Source organism: Deinococcus multiflagellatus, from assembly GCF_020166415.1.
GTDB classification, from domain to species: domain Bacteria; phylum Deinococcota; class Deinococci; order Deinococcales; family Deinococcaceae; genus Deinococcus; species Deinococcus multiflagellatus.
In genome coordinates this window covers 83330-99269 of sequence record NZ_JAIQXV010000001.1, presented here as the reverse complement: position 1 = coordinate 99269, position 15940 = coordinate 83330, and the positions used below count along the sequence as shown (strand labels likewise).

Below are 15940 nucleotides of genomic sequence, written 5' to 3'. Positions count from 1 at the left end.
AGGCTACCCGCTTCAGGCTGATCCTGCCTGAAGCCTTGCGCGCAGCAGCGTGTCCACGATCAGCACGCCGCCCAGCACGGCCGGGAGTCCGCCACCCGGATGCACCCCGGTACCCACCTGCCACAGCCCCGGCGCGGCGCGGTACGGCTGCGGGTGCAGCGGCCCCCCGCGCCAGGGCGGCAGCGCGGCGCCGTACAGCGCCCCCCCTGGGTGCCCGCCCGCCGCGTAGTGGGCCGGGGGCAGCGCGGCCACCGCGCGGGCCGAGCGCCACAGGCCCGGCACCCCCAGCGCCGCCTCCACCTGCCGCAGCTGCGCCTGCACCCAGGGGTGCTCGGTCCCCAGGGCCGCCCCGGTGGCCGGCGCGGCCAGCAGCACGCTCAGGCGCGGGCCCTCGGCGTGGACCAGGGCCAGGGTGCTGGGCGGCAGGGCACCGGCACGCGTGAAGCGCCGGAACACCGCAAAGTCGTGGGGCGGCAGCACGCTGGTGGCGGGCAGGGGCGCCGGCTGGGGCAGTTCGGCGTAGAGGGCCACGCCGCTCACGGTGCGCCGGGCGGGCGGTGAGCGCACCAGCTGCCCCCGCAGCGCCGCCAGCCGCGCCGGGTCCAGAGCGCTGATCAGCAGGTCGTGGCGGGCCTCCTCGCCCCCAGCCAGGGTCAGCACCGCGCCGCGCACGGCCCTCACCTCTGCCCCTTCCCGCAGAAGGGCGCCGCGCGCCGCCGCAAAGCGGCACAGGGTATCCAACAGGGTGCCCATACCCTGTGCCGGGCGGTACACCTCGGTAACCACCAGGGCGGGAATCAGGGCGTACAGGGCCGGGGCGTCCTGGGGCGAGAGCCCGGCGTTCAGGGCGTGGGTGGCCACCGCGTGCGTCAGGGCCGGCGGCAACCCCTGGGCCCGCAGCCAGCCCTGCGCGGTGAGGTGGCCCCGGGTGGTCCGCAGCAGCGCCGCGCTGGCCTGCACGAACGCGGGATCAGTCAGGCGCGGCGGGGTGGTGAGCAGTGTGGACAGGTGGGGTACCAGCGGCGCCGCTGCCCCCACGTACCGCTGCCAGTGCGGCCACAGCGGGTGGCTGGGCGGCACCGGCAGCGGCACCGGGCCATGCGGGGTGTGGTGCACCCCCAGCCCGCCGGGCAGCGGGCGCAGGTCCAGGGGGTCCACCTCGCCCAGCCGCGTCAGATATGCGCGCCACACCGCCGGAAACGTGAACAGGCTGGGCCCGGTGTCGAAGGTGGCTCCGCCCACCGGCAGGCGGCGCAGCTTGCCGCCCAGCTCGTCGCGCTCGTACACGGTGACGCGGTGACCCTGCCCCCCCAGCAGCGCGGCCAGGGCGAGGCCTGCCACCCCGCCGCCCAGAAGGCCCACCGAGCGGCCCGCAGGCCCCCCGCTCATGGCCACAGCCCCCGCGCCAGCAGATACACCAGTTGCACCCCCGCCACCGCGCCCACGATCCAGGGGGTCACGATGCTCAGGGGATACAGCCGCGCCGCCTGCGCCGGGCCAGGCCGTAGGGCCAGCGCCAGGCTCATCCCGCCGCAGGTGAGCAGCAGCGCCCCGGCCGTCAGCCGGGACACCGGCCACAGCAGCGCGGCGGCCAGCACAAACCACGCCAGGGCGTAGCGCGCGGTGCCGCCCGCGCCCAGCCGGGTGGCCACAGTGTGGGTGCCCGCCTGCTGGTCGGCAGGAATGTCCTGGGCGGCGTCAAAGGCGTGCTTGCCCACCGAATACGCCATCAGGGCCAGCAGGGGCAGCGTGGGCACCGCCTCGCCCAGCACCAGCGCGGGCAGCGCCAGCGGCAGGGCGTAGGCCACGTTGCTCAGGCCGTCCAGAAAGGGGCGGGCCTTCAGGCGCAGGGGCGGCAGGCTGTAGGCCACGAACAGCGCCGCCGACAGCAGCAGCACCCCTGTGGCGGCCGGGGGCAGCAGCAGCGCCAGCGCCGCCAGGGCCGGCAGATTGAGCCACGCGGTTACGCGCAGCAGGGGCGCGGCCTCGTGCGGGGCCAGCCGGGCGCCCTGCCAGCCTCCCTTGCGGCTGCTGCGGGCGTCTTCCTCGCGGTCAGAAAGGTCGTTCAGGCCGTAGATCAGCAGGTTAAAGGGCAGCGTGAGGTACGCCAGCAGCGCCAGCAGCCCCGGGTGCAGGCTGTACAGGTGCCCGCTGAGCCATGTGCCAGTAATCAGGGTGCCCACGGTGTTCACCCACAGCGCCGGGCGCGACACGACCAGCACCCGCCGCAGGGGCAGCGTGGGGGGTTGGGCAGGCCGGGCAGGCACGGCTGCTTATGGTACGCGCCCCGGGCAGGCAGATGCCCCGCGCGCCTCCCCCAGCCGCCGCCGCTTGCGGGCCCGCTTACGGTCTGCACGCCCAGCACCACGCACAATGAGCACGATGAGCACACCGGCCGGGTGGTCACAGACCGCCATGTTCACCGCCTCGGAGGTCGAGGCGCAAACCGGCGTGCCGGCCACCACGCTGCGGCAGTGGGAACGGCGCTACGGCTTTCCCCACCCTGAACGCAACGCCAGCGGCTACCGGCTGTATTCGCCGCAAGACGTGGCGGCCATTCAGCGCATGCAGGCGCACCTGAATGCGGGTGTGCCCGCCAGCCGCGCCGCCGAGCTGACCTGCGCCGAACTGACCCCCGAGCCCGCTCCGCCCCCCGACGGGCGCCTGGGCCGCACCCCTGCAGAGTGGAGCGCGCTGCTCACCCAGGCGCTGCTGGCCTCGGACATGGACGAGGCGGCGGCCCTGCTGGGGCAGATTCACGCGCAACTGCCGGTGGAAGACGTGCTGACCGGCGTGATCTCGCCCACCCTGGTGGAAATCGGGCAGCGCTGGGAGCGCGGCGAGATCACCGTGGCCCACGAGCATCAGGCCAGCGCCTTTGTGCGCGCCCGGTTGTCGCACCTGATGGACCTTGCCGGGGTGCAGGAGGGCTTTGGGCCGCTGGCGGTGGCGGCCTGCGCGCCGGGCGAATCCCACGAACTGGGCCTGATGATGCTGACCCTGGCCCTGCGGCGCCGGGGCGTGCGCGTGGCGTACCTGGGCGCCAACGTGCCGCTGGGCGATCTGGCGGTGTTTGCCCGCCAGCGCCGGGCCAGGGCGGTGCTGCTGGCCCTGAACGGCCCCTGGGCGCTGGAGGCCACCCGCGCGCACCTGCACGACCTCGACGGCCTGGGGGCGCCGCTGTTTCTGGGCGGGGCGCTGCTCAATGCCCGCCCCGAACTGGCGGCCGAACTGGGCGGCCTGTACGCCGGCCCGGACGCCCCGCACGCCGCCCAGGCCATCGCGGCGCACCTGCACCGAACGGCGCTGGGCAGCGGCGCCCCGCAAGGAGAGACATGAACATACTCGTCACAGGGGCCAGCGGCTTTGTGGGTCAGGCGGTGGTGCGCGAACTCGTCGCGCGTGGGCATACGGTCTGGGCGGGTTCACGCCGGGGCGAAGCGGTGGCCGGCGCCCAGGGCCTGACGCTGGACGTGACCGACCCGGGCAGTGTGGAGCGGGCGGTGGGCGCCAGCGACCCGGCGGCGGTGGTGCATCTGGTGGGCATCATTGCCGAAACGGGCACGCAGACCTTTGAGCGGGTGCATGTGGCGGGCACGCGGCATGTGCTGGCGGCCACGCCACGCCACGCGCGCTACGTGCACATGAGCGCCCTGGGCGCCCGCGAAGACAGCGCCAGCGGCTATTCCAGTTCCAAGGGCCGCGCCGAGGCCCTGGTGCGCGCCAGCGGCCTGCGCTGGACCATCTTTCAGCCCAGCCTGATCTTTGGGCCGGGCGACGACTTTTTTGGGCGGGTGCTGCGCGAACTGGTGAGCACGGCGCCCGTGGTGCCGCAGATTGGCGACGGCTCGTTTCCTTTCCGGCCCGTGGGCGTGGCCGATGTGGCGCGCGCCTTTGCCACCGCCGCCGAGAGCGAGGTGGGCCTGGGCGACACCTTTGCGCTCACCGGCCCCGAGGAATTCACCTTCCGGCAACTGCTGGAACTGGAACTGCAGGCGCTGGGCAAGCGCAAGCCCCTCGTGCCGGTGCCGCTGCCCCTGATGAATCTGGCTGTGCCGCTGATGCAGGTGCTGCCCAGGCCCCCCATCACCCGCGACCAGTACGCGATGCTGAAAGAAGGCAACACGGCGCCCAACGAGCCGGCGAAAAGCGTGTTTGGTCTGTCCATGCAGCGGCTGCAGGACGTGCTGCCGCAGATCGTGGCGCCGGAGGCCAGTCGCCGTCCGGCGGCCAGCGCGCGCTAAGCACAGGGGCCGTCTGGCCCCTTTTACAGAAACTGAACACGCCCCTTCTAGCCTGGGGCCATGAACCACAGGCTCCTGGCCCTGACCACCCTGGCCCTGCTGCTCTCGCCCCTGCCCGCCCTGGCCCAGACCGACCACCGCATGCACGGCGGCGCGGCCATGACGGGCAGCATGCCCAGCCCCGCCGCGCTGTCTTCCCTGAGCGGGCGCGCCTTTGACCGCGCTTACCTGTCCATGATGATCGCCCACCACCAGGGCGCCGTGGACATGGCCCGCGCGGTGCAGGGCCGGGTGAAAGACGCGCAGGTGAAAGCCTGGGTGGCCGCCGTGATTCGCGACCAGAGCAAGGAAATCGCTGCCATGACCGGTTGGCTTGGCCCACTGGGCGGCCTGGACACCGCGCGGCGCGACCAGATGGCCGGGCACATGAAGAGCATGGTCACGCCCCTGAAAACGGCCGCCAACCCGGACCCCGCCTTCGTGCAGGGCATGCGTCCCCACCACGCCTCGGCGCTGGAGATGGCCAGCCTCGCCCTGCAAAAAAGCGGGGACAGCCGCATCCTGAAACTCTCGCGCGACATCGTCACGGCGCAGGCCGCCGAGCTGTACGCCTTTCAGGTGTGGCTGCTGCGCCAGAAGTAAAACGAGCTCCGGCCAGACGCCCGCTGCGGCGGCCAGGATGGTGGGCACGTGGCCCCCACCTGCGCCGCCTTTTCGCCTGGGGGAGCACCCCCGGTCTTACTCTGGGGACACACGCATGGCCCGCATCCTGATTGTTGACGACGACCCCGCGATTCTGGACATCCTGGGGGCCTACCTGCGCGCCGACGGCCACACGGTGCTCGAAGCCCGCGACGGTCTGCACGCCCAGCGCGAACTGCCGGGCGCGGATCTGGCGATTGTGGACTGGATGCTGCCGGGCCAGAGCGGGCTGGAACTGGCGCGGCAGCAGCGGCGCGCGCAGCCGGACTTTCCGCTGCTGCTGCTGACCGCCCGGGGCGAGGAAGAAGACCGCCTGCGCGGCCTGGACGCCGGCGCCGACGACTACGTGACCAAGCCCTTTTCGCCGCGCGAGGTGGTGGCCCGGGTGCGCGCCCTGCTGCGCCGCGCCCGCCTGGGCCCCAGCGTGGCGGTGGCCGGGCTTTCGCTGGACGAGGGGCGGCGCGGCGCCCAGCTGGACGGCCAGGACCTGCCCCTGTCCCGGCTGGAATTCGACCTGCTGCTGACCCTGGCGCGCCACCCCGGCTTCGTGTGGTCGCGCGCCCGCCTGCTGGAACGGGTGTGGGGCCCGGATTTTCCGGGCGTGGAGCGCGTGGTGGACGTGCAGATGGCCGCCCTGCGCCGCAAACTGGGCGAGCAGCCCGACCAGCCGCGCTTTATCGAGACCGTGCGCGGGGTGGGCTACCGCTTCCGGGAGGACGGATGAGCGCGGCGGGGAGGGCGCCGGTGGGGCCGCTCACCCGGCGGACGCCCGCATGAACCTCTTTGCCCGCCTGTTTCTGGGGCACCTGCTGGTGACGGTGGTGGCGCTGGGTGCCCTGCTGGCCCTGGCCGAACTGACCGCGCCGGCCTTTTACCGCCACCATGTCGAGCAGATGGTGGCGTTGCTGGGCCCGGAAGGGCGGGCGCTGCAACCGGATCTGGAACGCGGGATGCGCGGCACCCTCACCAGCGCCCTGCTGGCGGCCCTGCCGTTTGCCGCGCTGGTGGCGGCCATCACGGCCCTGCTGACCTCGCAGCGCATTGTGCGCTCGGTGCGGCTGCTCTCGGCGGGCAGTCAGGCGCTGGCGGCCGGCCACTATGCCCGGCGCCTGCCGGAAGGGGGCCGCGACGAACTGGCGCAACTGGCCCACCACTTCAACGTGCTGGCCGGTTCGCTGGACCGGGTGGAGCAGGACCGGGTGGCCCTGATTGGCAATGTAGGCCACGAACTGCGCGCGCCACTGGCGGCCCTGCGCGGCTACGCCGAGGCCCTGAGCGACGGCGTGCTGCCCTCCGAACAGGCCGCGCCCGCCATGACCCGCGAACTGCGCGCCCTGGAACGCCTCGCCGCCGACCTGAGTCTGGTGTCGCGGGTGGAGGCAGGGCAGGTGACCCTGCAGCCCGGCACCTTCAGCGCCGCCGAGCTGTTGCAGGCGGCGGCCGAGCGCTTTGCCGACGCCTACGAGGCCCGGGGCGTGGCCCTGGAGGTGGCACCCCTGCCACCCAGCCCACTGCCCCTGCACGCCGATTTCGAGCGCACCCTGCAGATTCTGTCCAACCTGCTGGCCAATGCCCTGCGCGCCACGCCGGGCGGATGCCGCGTGACCCTCAGCGCGCACGCCCACCCCGCCCAGGTGGCCCTGCAAGTGACGGATACCGGCAGCGGCATTCCCCCCGAGCACCTGGAGCGCATTTTCGAGCGCTTTTACCGCGTGGACCCCGCCCGCACCCGGGGCGACGGCAGCGGCGTGGGCCTCACGATTGCCCGGGGGCTGGCCCATCAGATGGGCGGGGACCTGCAGGTGACCTCTGGCCCAGGCGGCAGCACCTTTACCCTGACCCTGCCAGCGGCCGAGGGGGCCTGACAGGCAGGGCCCTGGGAACAGCCGTCTGTTCCACCCTGGTGCCAGGAAGCCGCCGCTCAACGCCACTCCAGCCCCTCTCTATTCCTGCCAGAGCCGCCCTGGCTTCTCTGCAAGGCGACTCTGGGCTGAACTCTGACCGTGACTGGCCGTTCTACTCTGGGGCTCAAAGCGGCCTCTCAACGCCGCACATGCCGCTGTTGTTCGCAGACGCTCTCGTGGCTCTCCCCGGAGCCGCCCTGGGTTCAGCCCTGAGGCGCCAGGACGTCCCACAGGCGCCGCAGCAGTTCCTCGGCGCGCTCGTAGCCGGGGCGCACAAACACCGCGCCCATGTTGCTCCAGTCCTGCACGGCCGCCACCTCCTGCCCGGCGTCGTGCAGTTTCAGGTGGGGGTAGGCGCCGTATTCCACGAAGCAGTCAAACTCGGCCGCCACGCTTTCCAGGGCCAGGGTGTTCTCTTCGTCCCAGCGAATCAGGTACGGCAGCAAAAAAGCGGGCTTGCCACACGAGCCGCCCAGGCCCACCAGCGGCTGGCCCCCGCCACGCTGGGCACCTCGTCGCGCAGCTGGGCGCGCGCCAGGAAGGCGTGACGGTCGCGCACCTGCGCCGGACCTGTTCTGAGCGAAGCGATAGAGGGACCAACGGTGAGTTTGAACCTGCAGGGGGTCTCCAGGAAAAAGAGGCGTGAAGGGGGACGGAGTGGACTGTCTGACTGAACGGGCCAAACTGCGACGGGGTGAGGGCCCACTCGCCCCCACCCGCGTCGCTGGCCAGCTTACGCCGGGCTGGGCGTGCCTGTGGGCACCGGGACCGGGGGCGGAGGCCCAGGACGCACCGGGGGCCGGAACCCCCGCAGGCGCAGGGCGTTACTCAGAACGAACACGCTGGAAAAGCCCATCGCCGCCGCCGCCAGCACCGGGCTGAGCAGCCAGCCCAGCGCCGGGTACAGCGCGCCCGCCGCCACCGGAATCAGCACGATGTTGTACGCAAAGGCCCAGAACAGGTTCAGGCGGATGTTGCGCAGGGTCGCGCGGCTCAGGGCAAGGGCGCCCGGCACGCCGCGCAGGTCCCCGCTCATCAGGATCACGTCGGCGGTTTCCACCGCCACGTCGGTGCCAGTGCCGATAGCCAGCCCCACATCGGCCTGGGCCAGGGCAGGCGCGTCGTTGATGCCGTCGCCCACAAAGGCCACCCGCTGCCCCTGCGCCTGCAGTGCCTTGACAGCGTCACTTTTGCCGCTGGGCAGCACCTCGGCCAGCACGGTGTCAATGCCCAGTTGCCGGGCAATGGCCTGCGCGGTGCGCGCGTTGTCCCCGGTGATCATGGCGACCTTCAGGCCCAGGCGGTGCAGGGCCTGCACCGCTTCGGGGCTGCCTTCCTTGATGGGGTCGGCCACCGCCAGCACCGCCGCCAACTGGCCGTCCAGCGCCGCGTACAGCGGGCTCTTGCCGGCGTCGCCCAGGGCCTGGGCCTGCGCCGCAAAGGGGGTGACGTCCAGCCCCAGCCTCGCCATGTAGCGGTCGGCGCCCACCTGCACGCGGCGGCCCTCTATCACGGCGCTCAGGCCGAAGCCGGGTACGGCCTCGACCGTTTCGGGGCGAGGCACGCCCAGGCCTTCGCGGGCGGCGGCCTCCACCAACGCGCGGGCAATGGGGTGCTCACTCTGGCTCTCGGCGGCGGCCACAAGGCGCAGCACGGTTCCCCGCTCCATGCCGGGGGCGGGCAACAGGTCGGTCAGTTCGGGGCGGCCCCGGGTGAGGGTGCCGGTCTTGTCCAGGGCCACCACGTCCACGGCCTGCAGCCCTTCCAGCGCGCCGCCACTCTTGAACAGCACGCCCAGTTCGGCGGCCTTGCCGGTGCCCACCATGACACTGGTGGGGGTCGCCAGCCCCATGGCGCAGGGGCAGGCGATGATCAGCACCGCCACCGTGGTCACCAGCGCGAAGCTCAGGGCAGACGGCCCCCCCAGCAGCAGCCACAGCCCAAAGGTCAGCGCGGCAATGCCCAGCACCACCGGCACGAACACAGCCACCACCCGGTCGGCCAGGCCCTGAATGGGCGGCTTGCTGCCCTGGGCGGTTTCCACCAGCCGGATGATCTGGGCCAGCGCCGTATCGGCGCCCACGCGAGTGGCGCGGAAGGTCAGGGCGCCGTGGCCGTTGATGGTGCCGCCCACCACGCCCGCGCCGGGCTGCTTGCTCACGGGCACCGGCTCGCCCGTGATCATGCTTTCGTCCACGTAACTGGCGCCCTGCACCACCTCGCCGTCCACGGGAATCTTCTCGCCGGGGCGCACCACGATCAGGTCGCCCACGCGCACCTCGTCGGTGGGCACGTCCTGTTCCTGGTCGCCGCGCCGCACCCGGGCGGTGCGGGCCTGCAGGCCCAGCAGGGTCTTCATGGCCTCGCTGGAGCGGCCCTTGGCCAGCGCCTCAAAGTATTTGCCCAGCAGCACCAGCGTGATGACCACGCCCGCCGCCTCGTAGTACACATGGGCGGTGCCTTTGGGGAACAGGCCCGGGGCCACGGTGGCCACCACGCTGTAGGCAAAGGCCGCCGTGGTGCCGATCATGACCAGGGCGTTCATGTCCGGCGAGCGGCCCCGCAGGCTTTTCCAGCCCAGGCGATAAAACCGCCGCCCAGGCCCGAACTGAATGGGCAGCGCCAGCGCCTGCATCACCCAGTTCAGGGTGGTCATCACGCCGTGCCCAAAGGTGCCCATCAGCCAGTCGTTCAGCGCGGGAATCAGCATGGGACCCATCGCCAGCAGCAGCAGCGGCACGGCGAACACGGCGCTGAAGGTCACCTGCCGGCGCAGCTCGGCCACCTCGCGCTCGCGGGCAGCGCGTTCCTGGTCCTCGCGGGCCTGCCCGGCCTGGGCGTCGAGCACCTCATACCCCGCCCCTCGGATGGCCGCCTTCAGCTCGCCCGGGGCCACGCTCTGGGGCAGGTAGGTGACGGTCGCGCGCTCGGTGGCCAGATTTACGCTGGCGGCCAGCACCCCATCCACCTTCTTCAGCGCCCGTTCCACGCGGCCCACGCAGTTGGCGCAGGTCATGCCCTGAACTCCAAACTCGGCCTGGGCCGTGACCGGCTCGTAGCCCACGGCCTGCACGCGGTCCAGCAGCGCCTGCGGGCTGGTGAGGGCAGGGTCGTAGGTGACGGTGGCGCGCTCGGTGGCCAGATTCACCGTGGCCTCCTGCACCCCCTCCACCTTTTTCAATCCGCGCTCCACCCGCCCCACACAACTGGCACAGGTCATGCCCTGCACACCCAGTTCGATGGTTTTCTGCATCGCGTCTCTCCTTCCGGGCCTTTGCCTAATCCCCCCTAGGGGGATACTAAGTCGCCTCAGCATAGGCGGTTGGGCAGGGATTCGCAAGACCAGAAAGGCCAAACACGCACACTGACGCAAAAGGCGATTCCGACCGTTGACACCCCCAGGGGGAGGGTATACGCTGGACAGGAGGAAACCCTATGACCAAGATTGAACTGGATGTGACGGGTATGACCTGCGGCCACTGCCAGACCGCCGTGACCAACACCCTGAAGAGTGTGCCCGGCGTGGACGACGTGCAGGTGAATCTGCAGACCGGAAAAGCCGTGGTACAGGGCGCCGCCCAGCCCGAGCAGCTGATCGCCGCCGTGCAGGAAGAGGGCTACGGCGCCCGCCTGTCCACCCCCTGATGACCGACCATCCGGCCGCCCACTGCCCGCCCCCGACCCCCGAGGAGGGGGTGGAGGTCCACACCCACGCGGGTCACCTGTGCATGCCGGAAGAGAGCCGCAAACGCGCCGCGCGGCGGCTGGCGATTGCCCGCGGCCACCTGGAAAGTATTCGCCGCTCACTGGACGACCCCCACGTGTACTGCGTGGACGTGCTGCGCCAGATCAAGGCGGTGCAGGGCGCCCTGGACGGCGCCGCCAGCGTGGTGCTGCGCGGGCACCTGGAAGCGCATGTGGCCACCGCCGCCACCCGGGGCGACGAGCAGGAACTGGTGGACGAACTGATGGACGTGCTGAAGTACCTGTAAGACGGAACTCAGGTGAGCTGAAGGGGTGAGCGGACTCGCAGCGCGCACACGAGAACACACGGGACAACGGCGATAAAAGAGCAGAGCGGTGTTCTTCCCACTCTGCTTTGGAATCAGAGTCGTGCCGTATGACGTTCAGAGGGACTCAGCGCCGCCTGCACAGCTGATACGGATTCCGGATAATCCGTTACAGCCCCTCCGCGTCGCTTCGGTGCTTCCACTCCTATCCGTCACCGTTTTTCCCTCTCCCTCCGGTCGGGTTGATCAGTTATGGACTAACTGATCAACCGGAATCCTTATGAGAAGCGCACAACAAAGGGCAAGCCCGATCAAGGCTTGCCCTTCGTCGTCTGAATCCAGCCCTTACGCGCCGAAGAAGCGCAGCAGGGGGCGCCACCAGGGAATCGCCAGCAGCACGGTCAGCAGGGACAGGCCACTCCACAGCGCCGCCGCACCAAACTTCGCCTGATCGGTGGTCGCCTTGCGGGCGCGGACGCTGGCCAGGGTGGCAAACACCGCCGCCAGCGCGCCCAGGCCCAGGTGCTCCCACTGAAAGCTCTGGCGCGGGGCCCCGGCGAACACGGGAATGTTCTGCATGCCCATGAACGCGAACAGCAGCAGGCCCAGCACCACCTGCAGGTGCAGGCTGCCCATAAAGGCCACCACCGGACGGCGGTCGGCCGCCGTGTACGCCCGCCCCGCCGAGCGGCCCAGCACACTGGCGGCCAGCGCCCAGATGCCCGTGAGCAGAATCACCCAGCGGTTGAGGTTGTGAAGGGTCAGCAGCACCAGATACAGGCTTTCCATGCCCCCAGCCTATCCCTTACCGAGCGGTCAGCTCAAGGACAGAGCGGCATGGACAGGGGGCTTGGGTTTCTGCTCGTTGGCACCCAAGACTTCGCTCTAAAGTGTTGAGATGAAGGAAGCAACGCGCCAGATGTTGCTGCGCGCTGATCATGCGACCGAGTGGGAATGCCCTCCAGACTTTGACTCTCACACGGCACTCCGAGAGGTCCGGGCCTTCGCGCAGAACGCGGCGCAGACGCTTGACCTGAACTTCGCCGTTGATGATCAGGTACAAGACTCGTCTTTTTTCGCTGACCTTTTCGACGTTGAGTTCGCTCTCGGGGTCCGGTTCTCCGCCTTTGGGCGACTGGCGTTGGCGTTCACTGTCAACGTTCGAGACTGGACGAGTGAGGCGTTGCCGGTTGAGGTGGTCCACCTTTTGCAACATCGCGGGTACACCGTGGTTCGACCTGAGGACGTCAGCGGCACGTATGACGGGTTGAAGAAGGAGCTGCGTGGAAAAGCCACATGGTTTGGGCGCTTCTTCGACTACCTCTGAGGGCCAATCCGCGATGACTTCTGGTGCTGCTAACGGCCAAAGATTTGGCCTCTAGACCCCAGAGCCATTCATGCTCCTGCCTGTCCTGAGCCCCCCAGCTCAGAACACCACAGTCTTGTTGCCGTGCACCAGCACGCGGTCTTCCACATGGGCCTTGACCGCGCGGGCCAGCACCTGCCGCTCCACATCGCGGCCCAGGCGCATCAGGGTCTCCGGGGTTTCGCGGTGGGTCACCGGCACCACGTCCTGGGCGATGATCGGCCCGGCGTCCAGTTCTTCGGTGACGTAGTGGCTGGTGGCGCCAATCAGTTTCACGCCGCGCTGAAAGGCCGCGCGGTACGGGTTGGCGCCCACAAAGGCGGGCAGGAACGAGTGGTGAATGTTGATGACCGGCTTGCCAAACGCATTCAGGAAATCACCGGAAAGAATCTGCATGTAGCGGGCCAGCACGGCGAACTCGGCGCCCGCTTCCTGCAGCAGCCGCACCTGCTGGGCCTCGGCTTCGGCCTTGTTGTCCTTGGTCACGGGGACCACATGAAAGGGAATGCCGAACATCTCGGCGTCGCGGCGCAGGTCCTCGTGGTTGCTGATCACCAGAGGGATCTCCACATTCAGTTCGCCCCGGCGTTTGCGCCACAGCAGGTCCAGAAAGCAGTGGTCGTACTTGCTGACCAGCACCGCCATGCGCCGGGGCTCGGTGGTGTAGGTCACGCGCCACGTCATGCCAAACGGGGCGGCCACCACGGTGGCAAAGGCCCGTTCAAAGGGCTCGCGGGCGAGGTCCAGGCCCGAGAGGTGAAACTCCATGCGCATGAAAAACGTGCCGCCCTGGGGGTCGGTGCTGTGCTGGTCGCTGTGCAGGATGTTGGCGCCGTGGTTGTGCAGAAACTGCGACACGGCGGCCACGATGCCGCCCCGGTCCGGGCAGGTGATGGTCAGAACAGCGGTGTTGTGGGGGTCAAGCGCGGGAGCAGCGGAAGCCGGAACCGTCATATCCGGCGAGCATATCCCAGGCCCGGCAGTGGTAGCCTCGCGGACGTGCAGACGAACCTCCTCCCCTACGACCCGGAGCTTCACGCGGCGCTGCTGGCCGACTACTGCCTGATGGCGAATGCCGGCGAGCGGCTGCTGGTGGCGGGCGGGCAGGAGGCCACGCCCCTGGTCCGCGCCCTGACCCGCGCCCTGCTGACCCGGGGCGCGCGCCCGGTGCCCCGCGTGGACTACCCCGGCCAGGACGACGACTTTGCCGAGCTGGCCACGGACGCCGTGCTGGACGCCGCACATCCCGCCGATCTGGCCGACGTACAGGCCCTGGACGGCAGCCTGCGGGTGCTCACCCCGACCCCGGGGCAGCCGGTGGACGCCGCCCGGCGCGCCCGCCTGCTGGCCGCCCGCGCCCCCATTGCCGCCGAGCGCGCCCGCAAGAAGTGGAGCCTGACCCTGTACCCCACCGCGCACGCCGCCGCGCAGGCCAGCATGACGCCGGAACAGTTCGGGGATTTCGTGATGCGCGCCATGTTCCTGGACCGCCCCGATCCGGTGGGCGCCTGGGGCGAGGTGCGCGCCATGCAGGCCCGGATCATCGAGCGGCTGACCCGCGCGGACGTGGTGCGGATTGAGGCGCCCGGCACTGACCTGACCCTGCGCGTGGGCGGGAGGGCGTGGGCGAACAGCGACGGGCGGCGCAACATGCCCAGCGGCGAGGTCTTTACCGGACCCCTGGAGGACAGCGCCGAGGGCGTGGTGACCTTTACCGTGCCCGCCGAGTACCAGGGGCAGGTGGTGCGCGGGGCGCGGCTGGAATTCCGGGGCGGCTTGGTGGTGAACGCGACCGCCGAGGAAGGCGAGGCCGTGCTGCACGCTGCGCTGGACACCGACCCTGGGGCCCGGCGCCTGGGCGAACTGGGCATTGGCACCAACAGCGGCATTCAGGTGCCCACCGGCAACATCCTGTTCGACGAGAAGATTGGCGGCACCGTGCATCTGGCCATTGGCAAGAGCTACCCGGAAACGGGCGGCGTGAATGCCAGCGCCGTGCACTGGGACCTGATCACCGACCTGCGCGCGGGCGGGCGCCTGAGCCTGGACGGCGAGGTGGTGCAGGAGAACGGCCAGTTCTTGATTTAATGCCGAGATACCGGCCCCGCCTCCGAAAGCCCCACCCGGGCAGCCTGTCGGTGCATGTCTGGGTGGACGACCTGCCCGCTGGGTACCGGCTGCCGCCTGGAACAGAAGTGCGTGTCGCTGGGGGCCGCCCGGAGCTGTGGCCGGAGCGCCGCGCGGCGGTCAGTCTGGACTTCGTCTCTGGCTTTCCACGTTTTGGGCTGCTGGGCGGGAGCTTCACGCCCATCTCTGAGGGAGACTTCGTGGTGGTGCTGCCGGCGCCGGTACCGCTGAACGTGGTGCCTTACGGCGACGCACCAGATCGCCGCGCTGGGCTCCCGGGCGAATTTCACGCCGCCGTGCTGCGAGGGCTGACCGAACCCGCAGCATCAGAGCCGTTTGCCCTCTCCGCTGGCACCCTGAGGCTGGAGGTGCCCACCACATCGTGCCCGGCCACCTCCAGCCTCAGGGTGCTGCGGGTGGCCCAGGCCCTGCGCCGCCTGCTGGCCCAGCCCAGCGTTACGGAAGCCCTGCTGACCGATCCCGCCCTGTACGAGCTGTCCCCGGCAGCTGAGCCCCCGCCTCCCCCGTCCAATCGTTAGCATGGCCGGCATGACAGGGACCATCTGGGTGTTCAGCGGCAGTCCGGGCGCGGGCAAAACGAGCGTTTCGCGCGCGCTGCTGTCGCGTTTTCCGCTGGGGCTGCACCTGCCCATTGACGACCTGCGTGAACTGGTGGTCTCGGGCCTTGCCCACCCCAGCCTGGACCACCCACCCGAGGCCGTACGGCAGTTTGCCCTGGCCCGCACGGCCGCCGCCCACCACGCCCGCCTGTACGCCGAAGCGGGCTTTGCCGTGGCGATTGACGACGTGCTGTGGCCCGCCGACGTGGCGCCTATGGCGGCGCAGTGGACGGGGCTGGACGTGCGCCCGGTGCGCCTGTTCACCACCCTGGAGGTGGCCCACCACCGCAACCGGACCCGCACGAACAAGACCTACGACACGCAGAGTCTGGTGCCCCTCATTGACGGCCTCTATGGGCAGATGCCGCCCGAGGCCTACCGGGCCGCCGGCTGGGCCGTGGTGGACAGCAGTCAGCTGACCCTGGACGAAACAGTGGAAGCAGTCCTGGGGCTGACGTGGCCCCTGTGAGTGACCGGGCTGTACTCTCTGGCACGTGGTTCGTGGTGCGCACGAGTTTGCCGCTGTGGCGCACGCGCGACAATCCCAGCGTGACCTACGCCCCGCTGCCGGACGGCCGGGTGGTGGACACGGTGCGCTTCACGCGGCGCGGTCGGCTCGGCCTGATCGTGGGGCTGGACCGGCCCCTGCCGGGCGGCGGCTGGGAATGGCGCGGCCTGAGCCTCCTGACCCGCTGGACCCCCAGCCGCTGGCAGGTGCTGCACGCCGAGGAGGACTGGGCGGTGACGGTCTTTGCCCGCACCCCGTTTACCCCAGCTGGCCTGGATGTCTACGCCCGCACCCGGACCCTGAGCCCCGGGCAGGAGATCCGGGTGCACGAAATGCTGCGGGGCCTCTCCGGGGCGCGGCCGTTTCTGGCTGGCCTGTTCTCCCCGGTTCACGATGAGGACTAGACCGCCGACGGGCCGGGCCGCCCTTGCTCGCCGGCCCGGCCCGTCGCGCCGCCCG

Annotated in this window: 18 protein-coding genes; 12 read left to right on the top strand and 6 right to left on the bottom strand. The window is 70.6% G+C overall.

The genetic code is table 11. The features are described 5' to 3' along the window. Positions 1 to 12: 12 nt before the first annotated feature. Together K7W41_RS00475 and K7W41_RS00470 are read right to left on the bottom strand one after the other, a co-directional pair. Positions 13 to 1389, bottom strand: a complete 1377-nt coding sequence (locus K7W41_RS00475) for a phytoene desaturase family protein (protein ID WP_224603630.1) — start codon at positions 1387 to 1389, stop codon at positions 13 to 15. Next, a complete protein-coding gene (locus K7W41_RS00470) occupies positions 1386 to 2267 on the bottom strand; it encodes a UbiA family prenyltransferase (protein WP_224603629.1) in 882 nt (293 codons plus the stop codon). Before K7W41_RS00470 ends, K7W41_RS00475 begins: the two co-directional genes overlap by 4 nt. Before the next feature lie 115 nt (positions 2268 to 2382). Here K7W41_RS00470 and K7W41_RS00465 point away from each other — a divergent pair, with 115 nt between their 5' ends. The 5 genes from K7W41_RS00465 to K7W41_RS00445 all read left to right on the top strand — a co-directional run bounded on the left by K7W41_RS00465 (position 2383) and on the right by K7W41_RS00445 (position 6811). Next, a complete protein-coding gene (locus K7W41_RS00465; protein ID WP_224603628.1) occupies positions 2383 to 3339 on the top strand; it encodes a MerR family transcriptional regulator in 957 nt (318 codons plus the stop codon). Then, positions 3336 to 4244 (top strand): complex I NDUFA9 subunit family protein, encoded by a 909-nt coding sequence (locus K7W41_RS00460; protein WP_224603627.1) that lies wholly within the window; start codon positions 3336 to 3338, stop codon positions 4242 to 4244. Before K7W41_RS00465 ends, K7W41_RS00460 begins: the two co-directional genes overlap by 4 nt. Positions 4245 to 4304: 60 nt before the next feature. Further along, positions 4305 to 4886, top strand: coding sequence for a DUF305 domain-containing protein (locus tag K7W41_RS00455; RefSeq protein WP_224603626.1), 582 nt, complete (start codon positions 4305 to 4307; stop codon positions 4884 to 4886). Between the two features lie 115 nt (positions 4887 to 5001). Then, a complete protein-coding gene (locus K7W41_RS00450; RefSeq protein WP_224603625.1) occupies positions 5002 to 5670 on the top strand; it encodes a winged helix-turn-helix domain-containing protein in 669 nt (222 codons plus the stop codon). Between the two features lie 49 nt (positions 5671 to 5719). Beyond that, on the top strand, positions 5720 to 6811 hold the full coding sequence (locus K7W41_RS00445; protein ID WP_224603623.1) for a sensor histidine kinase: 1092 nt from the start codon (positions 5720 to 5722) through the stop codon (positions 6809 to 6811). Positions 6812 to 7053: 242 nt separating this feature from the next. Here the strand turns inward: K7W41_RS00445 and K7W41_RS00440 are convergent, their stop codons facing one another. Beyond that, positions 7054 to 7332, bottom strand: a complete 279-nt coding sequence (locus K7W41_RS00440) for a hypothetical protein (RefSeq protein WP_318010880.1) — start codon at positions 7330 to 7332, stop codon at positions 7054 to 7056. Positions 7333 to 7583: 251 nt separating this feature from the next. Beyond that, complete coding sequence (locus tag K7W41_RS00435; protein ID WP_224603621.1) at positions 7584 to 10103, bottom strand: heavy metal translocating P-type ATPase; 2520 nt, start codon at positions 10101 to 10103, stop codon at positions 7584 to 7586. 182 nt (positions 10104 to 10285) lie between these two features. Between K7W41_RS00435 and K7W41_RS00430 the strand changes: the two genes are divergently transcribed. Both K7W41_RS00430 and K7W41_RS00425 read left to right on the top strand, forming a co-directional pair. After that, complete coding sequence (locus K7W41_RS00430) at positions 10286 to 10495, top strand: CopZ family metallochaperone (protein WP_224603620.1); 210 nt, start codon at positions 10286 to 10288, stop codon at positions 10493 to 10495. Then, positions 10495 to 10842 carry a metal-sensitive transcriptional regulator gene (locus tag K7W41_RS00425; protein ID WP_396114772.1) on the top strand — a complete coding sequence of 116 codons (348 nt, stop codon included), beginning with the start codon at positions 10495 to 10497 and terminating at the stop codon, positions 10840 to 10842. Before K7W41_RS00430 ends, K7W41_RS00425 begins: the two co-directional genes overlap by 1 nt. 363 nt (positions 10843 to 11205) lie before the next feature. Here K7W41_RS00425 and K7W41_RS00420 read toward each other — a convergent pair whose 3' ends face one another. Next, positions 11206 to 11649 (bottom strand): hypothetical protein, encoded by a 444-nt coding sequence (locus tag K7W41_RS00420; RefSeq protein ID WP_224603617.1) that lies wholly within the window; start codon positions 11647 to 11649, stop codon positions 11206 to 11208. A gap of 109 nt (positions 11650 to 11758) precedes the next feature. On the opposite strand from K7W41_RS00420, the gene K7W41_RS00415 reads away from it, so the two are divergent. Then, positions 11759 to 12187 carry a hypothetical protein gene (locus tag K7W41_RS00415; RefSeq protein ID WP_224603614.1) on the top strand — a complete coding sequence of 143 codons (429 nt, stop codon included), beginning with the start codon at positions 11759 to 11761 and terminating at the stop codon, positions 12185 to 12187. Positions 12188 to 12286: 99 nt separating this feature from the next. On the opposite strand, the gene purU is transcribed toward K7W41_RS00415, so the two are convergent. Continuing rightward, positions 12287 to 13180: a formyltetrahydrofolate deformylase gene (gene purU, locus K7W41_RS00410; RefSeq protein WP_224603611.1), complete on the bottom strand. Its 894-nt coding sequence runs from the start codon at positions 13178 to 13180 to the stop codon at positions 12287 to 12289. A gap of 45 nt (positions 13181 to 13225) precedes the next feature. On the opposite strand from purU, the gene K7W41_RS00405 reads away from it, so the two are divergent. The 4 genes from K7W41_RS00405 to K7W41_RS00390 are packed head-to-tail and all read left to right on the top strand — an operon-like array spanning position 13226 to position 15885. Further along, positions 13226 to 14314 carry an aminopeptidase gene (locus tag K7W41_RS00405; protein ID WP_224603609.1) on the top strand — a complete coding sequence of 363 codons (1089 nt, stop codon included), beginning with the start codon at positions 13226 to 13228 and terminating at the stop codon, positions 14312 to 14314. After that, a complete protein-coding gene (locus tag K7W41_RS00400) occupies positions 14314 to 14892 on the top strand; it encodes a hypothetical protein (protein ID WP_224603606.1) in 579 nt (192 codons plus the stop codon). The genes K7W41_RS00405 and K7W41_RS00400 overlap by 1 nt, the downstream gene beginning before the upstream one ends. A gap of 10 nt (positions 14893 to 14902) precedes the next feature. Then, complete coding sequence (locus K7W41_RS00395) at positions 14903 to 15442, top strand: AAA family ATPase (protein WP_224603603.1); 540 nt, start codon at positions 14903 to 14905, stop codon at positions 15440 to 15442. After that, complete coding sequence (locus K7W41_RS00390; RefSeq protein WP_224603600.1) at positions 15430 to 15885, top strand: hypothetical protein; 456 nt, start codon at positions 15430 to 15432, stop codon at positions 15883 to 15885. Before K7W41_RS00395 ends, K7W41_RS00390 begins: the two co-directional genes overlap by 13 nt. The last annotated feature ends 55 nt before the right edge of the window (positions 15886 to 15940 follow it).

What these genes read in the sequence shown, in the direction of transcription:
- K7W41_RS00475 (WP_224603630.1), bottom strand. Translation starts at nt 1,389, where the DNA reads ATGAGCGGGGGGCCTGCGGGCCGCTCGGTGGGCCTTCTGGGCGGCGGG.
- K7W41_RS00465 (WP_224603628.1), top strand. Translation starts at nt 2,383, where the DNA reads ATGAGCACACCGGCCGGGTGGTCACAGACCGCCATGTTCACCGCCTCG.
- K7W41_RS00460 (WP_224603627.1), top strand. Translation starts at nt 3,336, where the DNA reads ATGAACATACTCGTCACAGGGGCCAGCGGCTTTGTGGGTCAGGCGGTG.
- K7W41_RS00455 (WP_224603626.1), top strand. Translation starts at nt 4,305, where the DNA reads ATGAACCACAGGCTCCTGGCCCTGACCACCCTGGCCCTGCTGCTCTCG.
- K7W41_RS00450 (WP_224603625.1), top strand. Translation starts at nt 5,002, where the DNA reads ATGGCCCGCATCCTGATTGTTGACGACGACCCCGCGATTCTGGACATC.
- K7W41_RS00445 (WP_224603623.1), top strand. Translation starts at nt 5,720, where the DNA reads ATGAACCTCTTTGCCCGCCTGTTTCTGGGGCACCTGCTGGTGACGGTG.
- K7W41_RS00435 (WP_224603621.1), bottom strand. Translation starts at nt 10,103, where the DNA reads ATGCAGAAAACCATCGAACTGGGTGTGCAGGGCATGACCTGTGCCAGT.
- K7W41_RS00430 (WP_224603620.1), top strand. Translation starts at nt 10,286, where the DNA reads ATGACCAAGATTGAACTGGATGTGACGGGTATGACCTGCGGCCACTGC.
- K7W41_RS00425 (WP_396114772.1), top strand. Translation starts at nt 10,495, where the DNA reads ATGACCGACCATCCGGCCGCCCACTGCCCGCCCCCGACCCCCGAGGAG.
- K7W41_RS00420 (WP_224603617.1), bottom strand. Translation starts at nt 11,649, where the DNA reads ATGGAAAGCCTGTATCTGGTGCTGCTGACCCTTCACAACCTCAACCGC.
- K7W41_RS00415 (WP_224603614.1), top strand. Translation starts at nt 11,759, where the DNA reads ATGAAGGAAGCAACGCGCCAGATGTTGCTGCGCGCTGATCATGCGACC.
- purU (WP_224603611.1), bottom strand. Translation starts at nt 13,180, where the DNA reads ATGACGGTTCCGGCTTCCGCTGCTCCCGCGCTTGACCCCCACAACACC.
- K7W41_RS00400 (WP_224603606.1), top strand. Translation starts at nt 14,314, where the DNA reads ATGCCGAGATACCGGCCCCGCCTCCGAAAGCCCCACCCGGGCAGCCTG.
- K7W41_RS00395 (WP_224603603.1), top strand. Translation starts at nt 14,903, where the DNA reads ATGACAGGGACCATCTGGGTGTTCAGCGGCAGTCCGGGCGCGGGCAAA.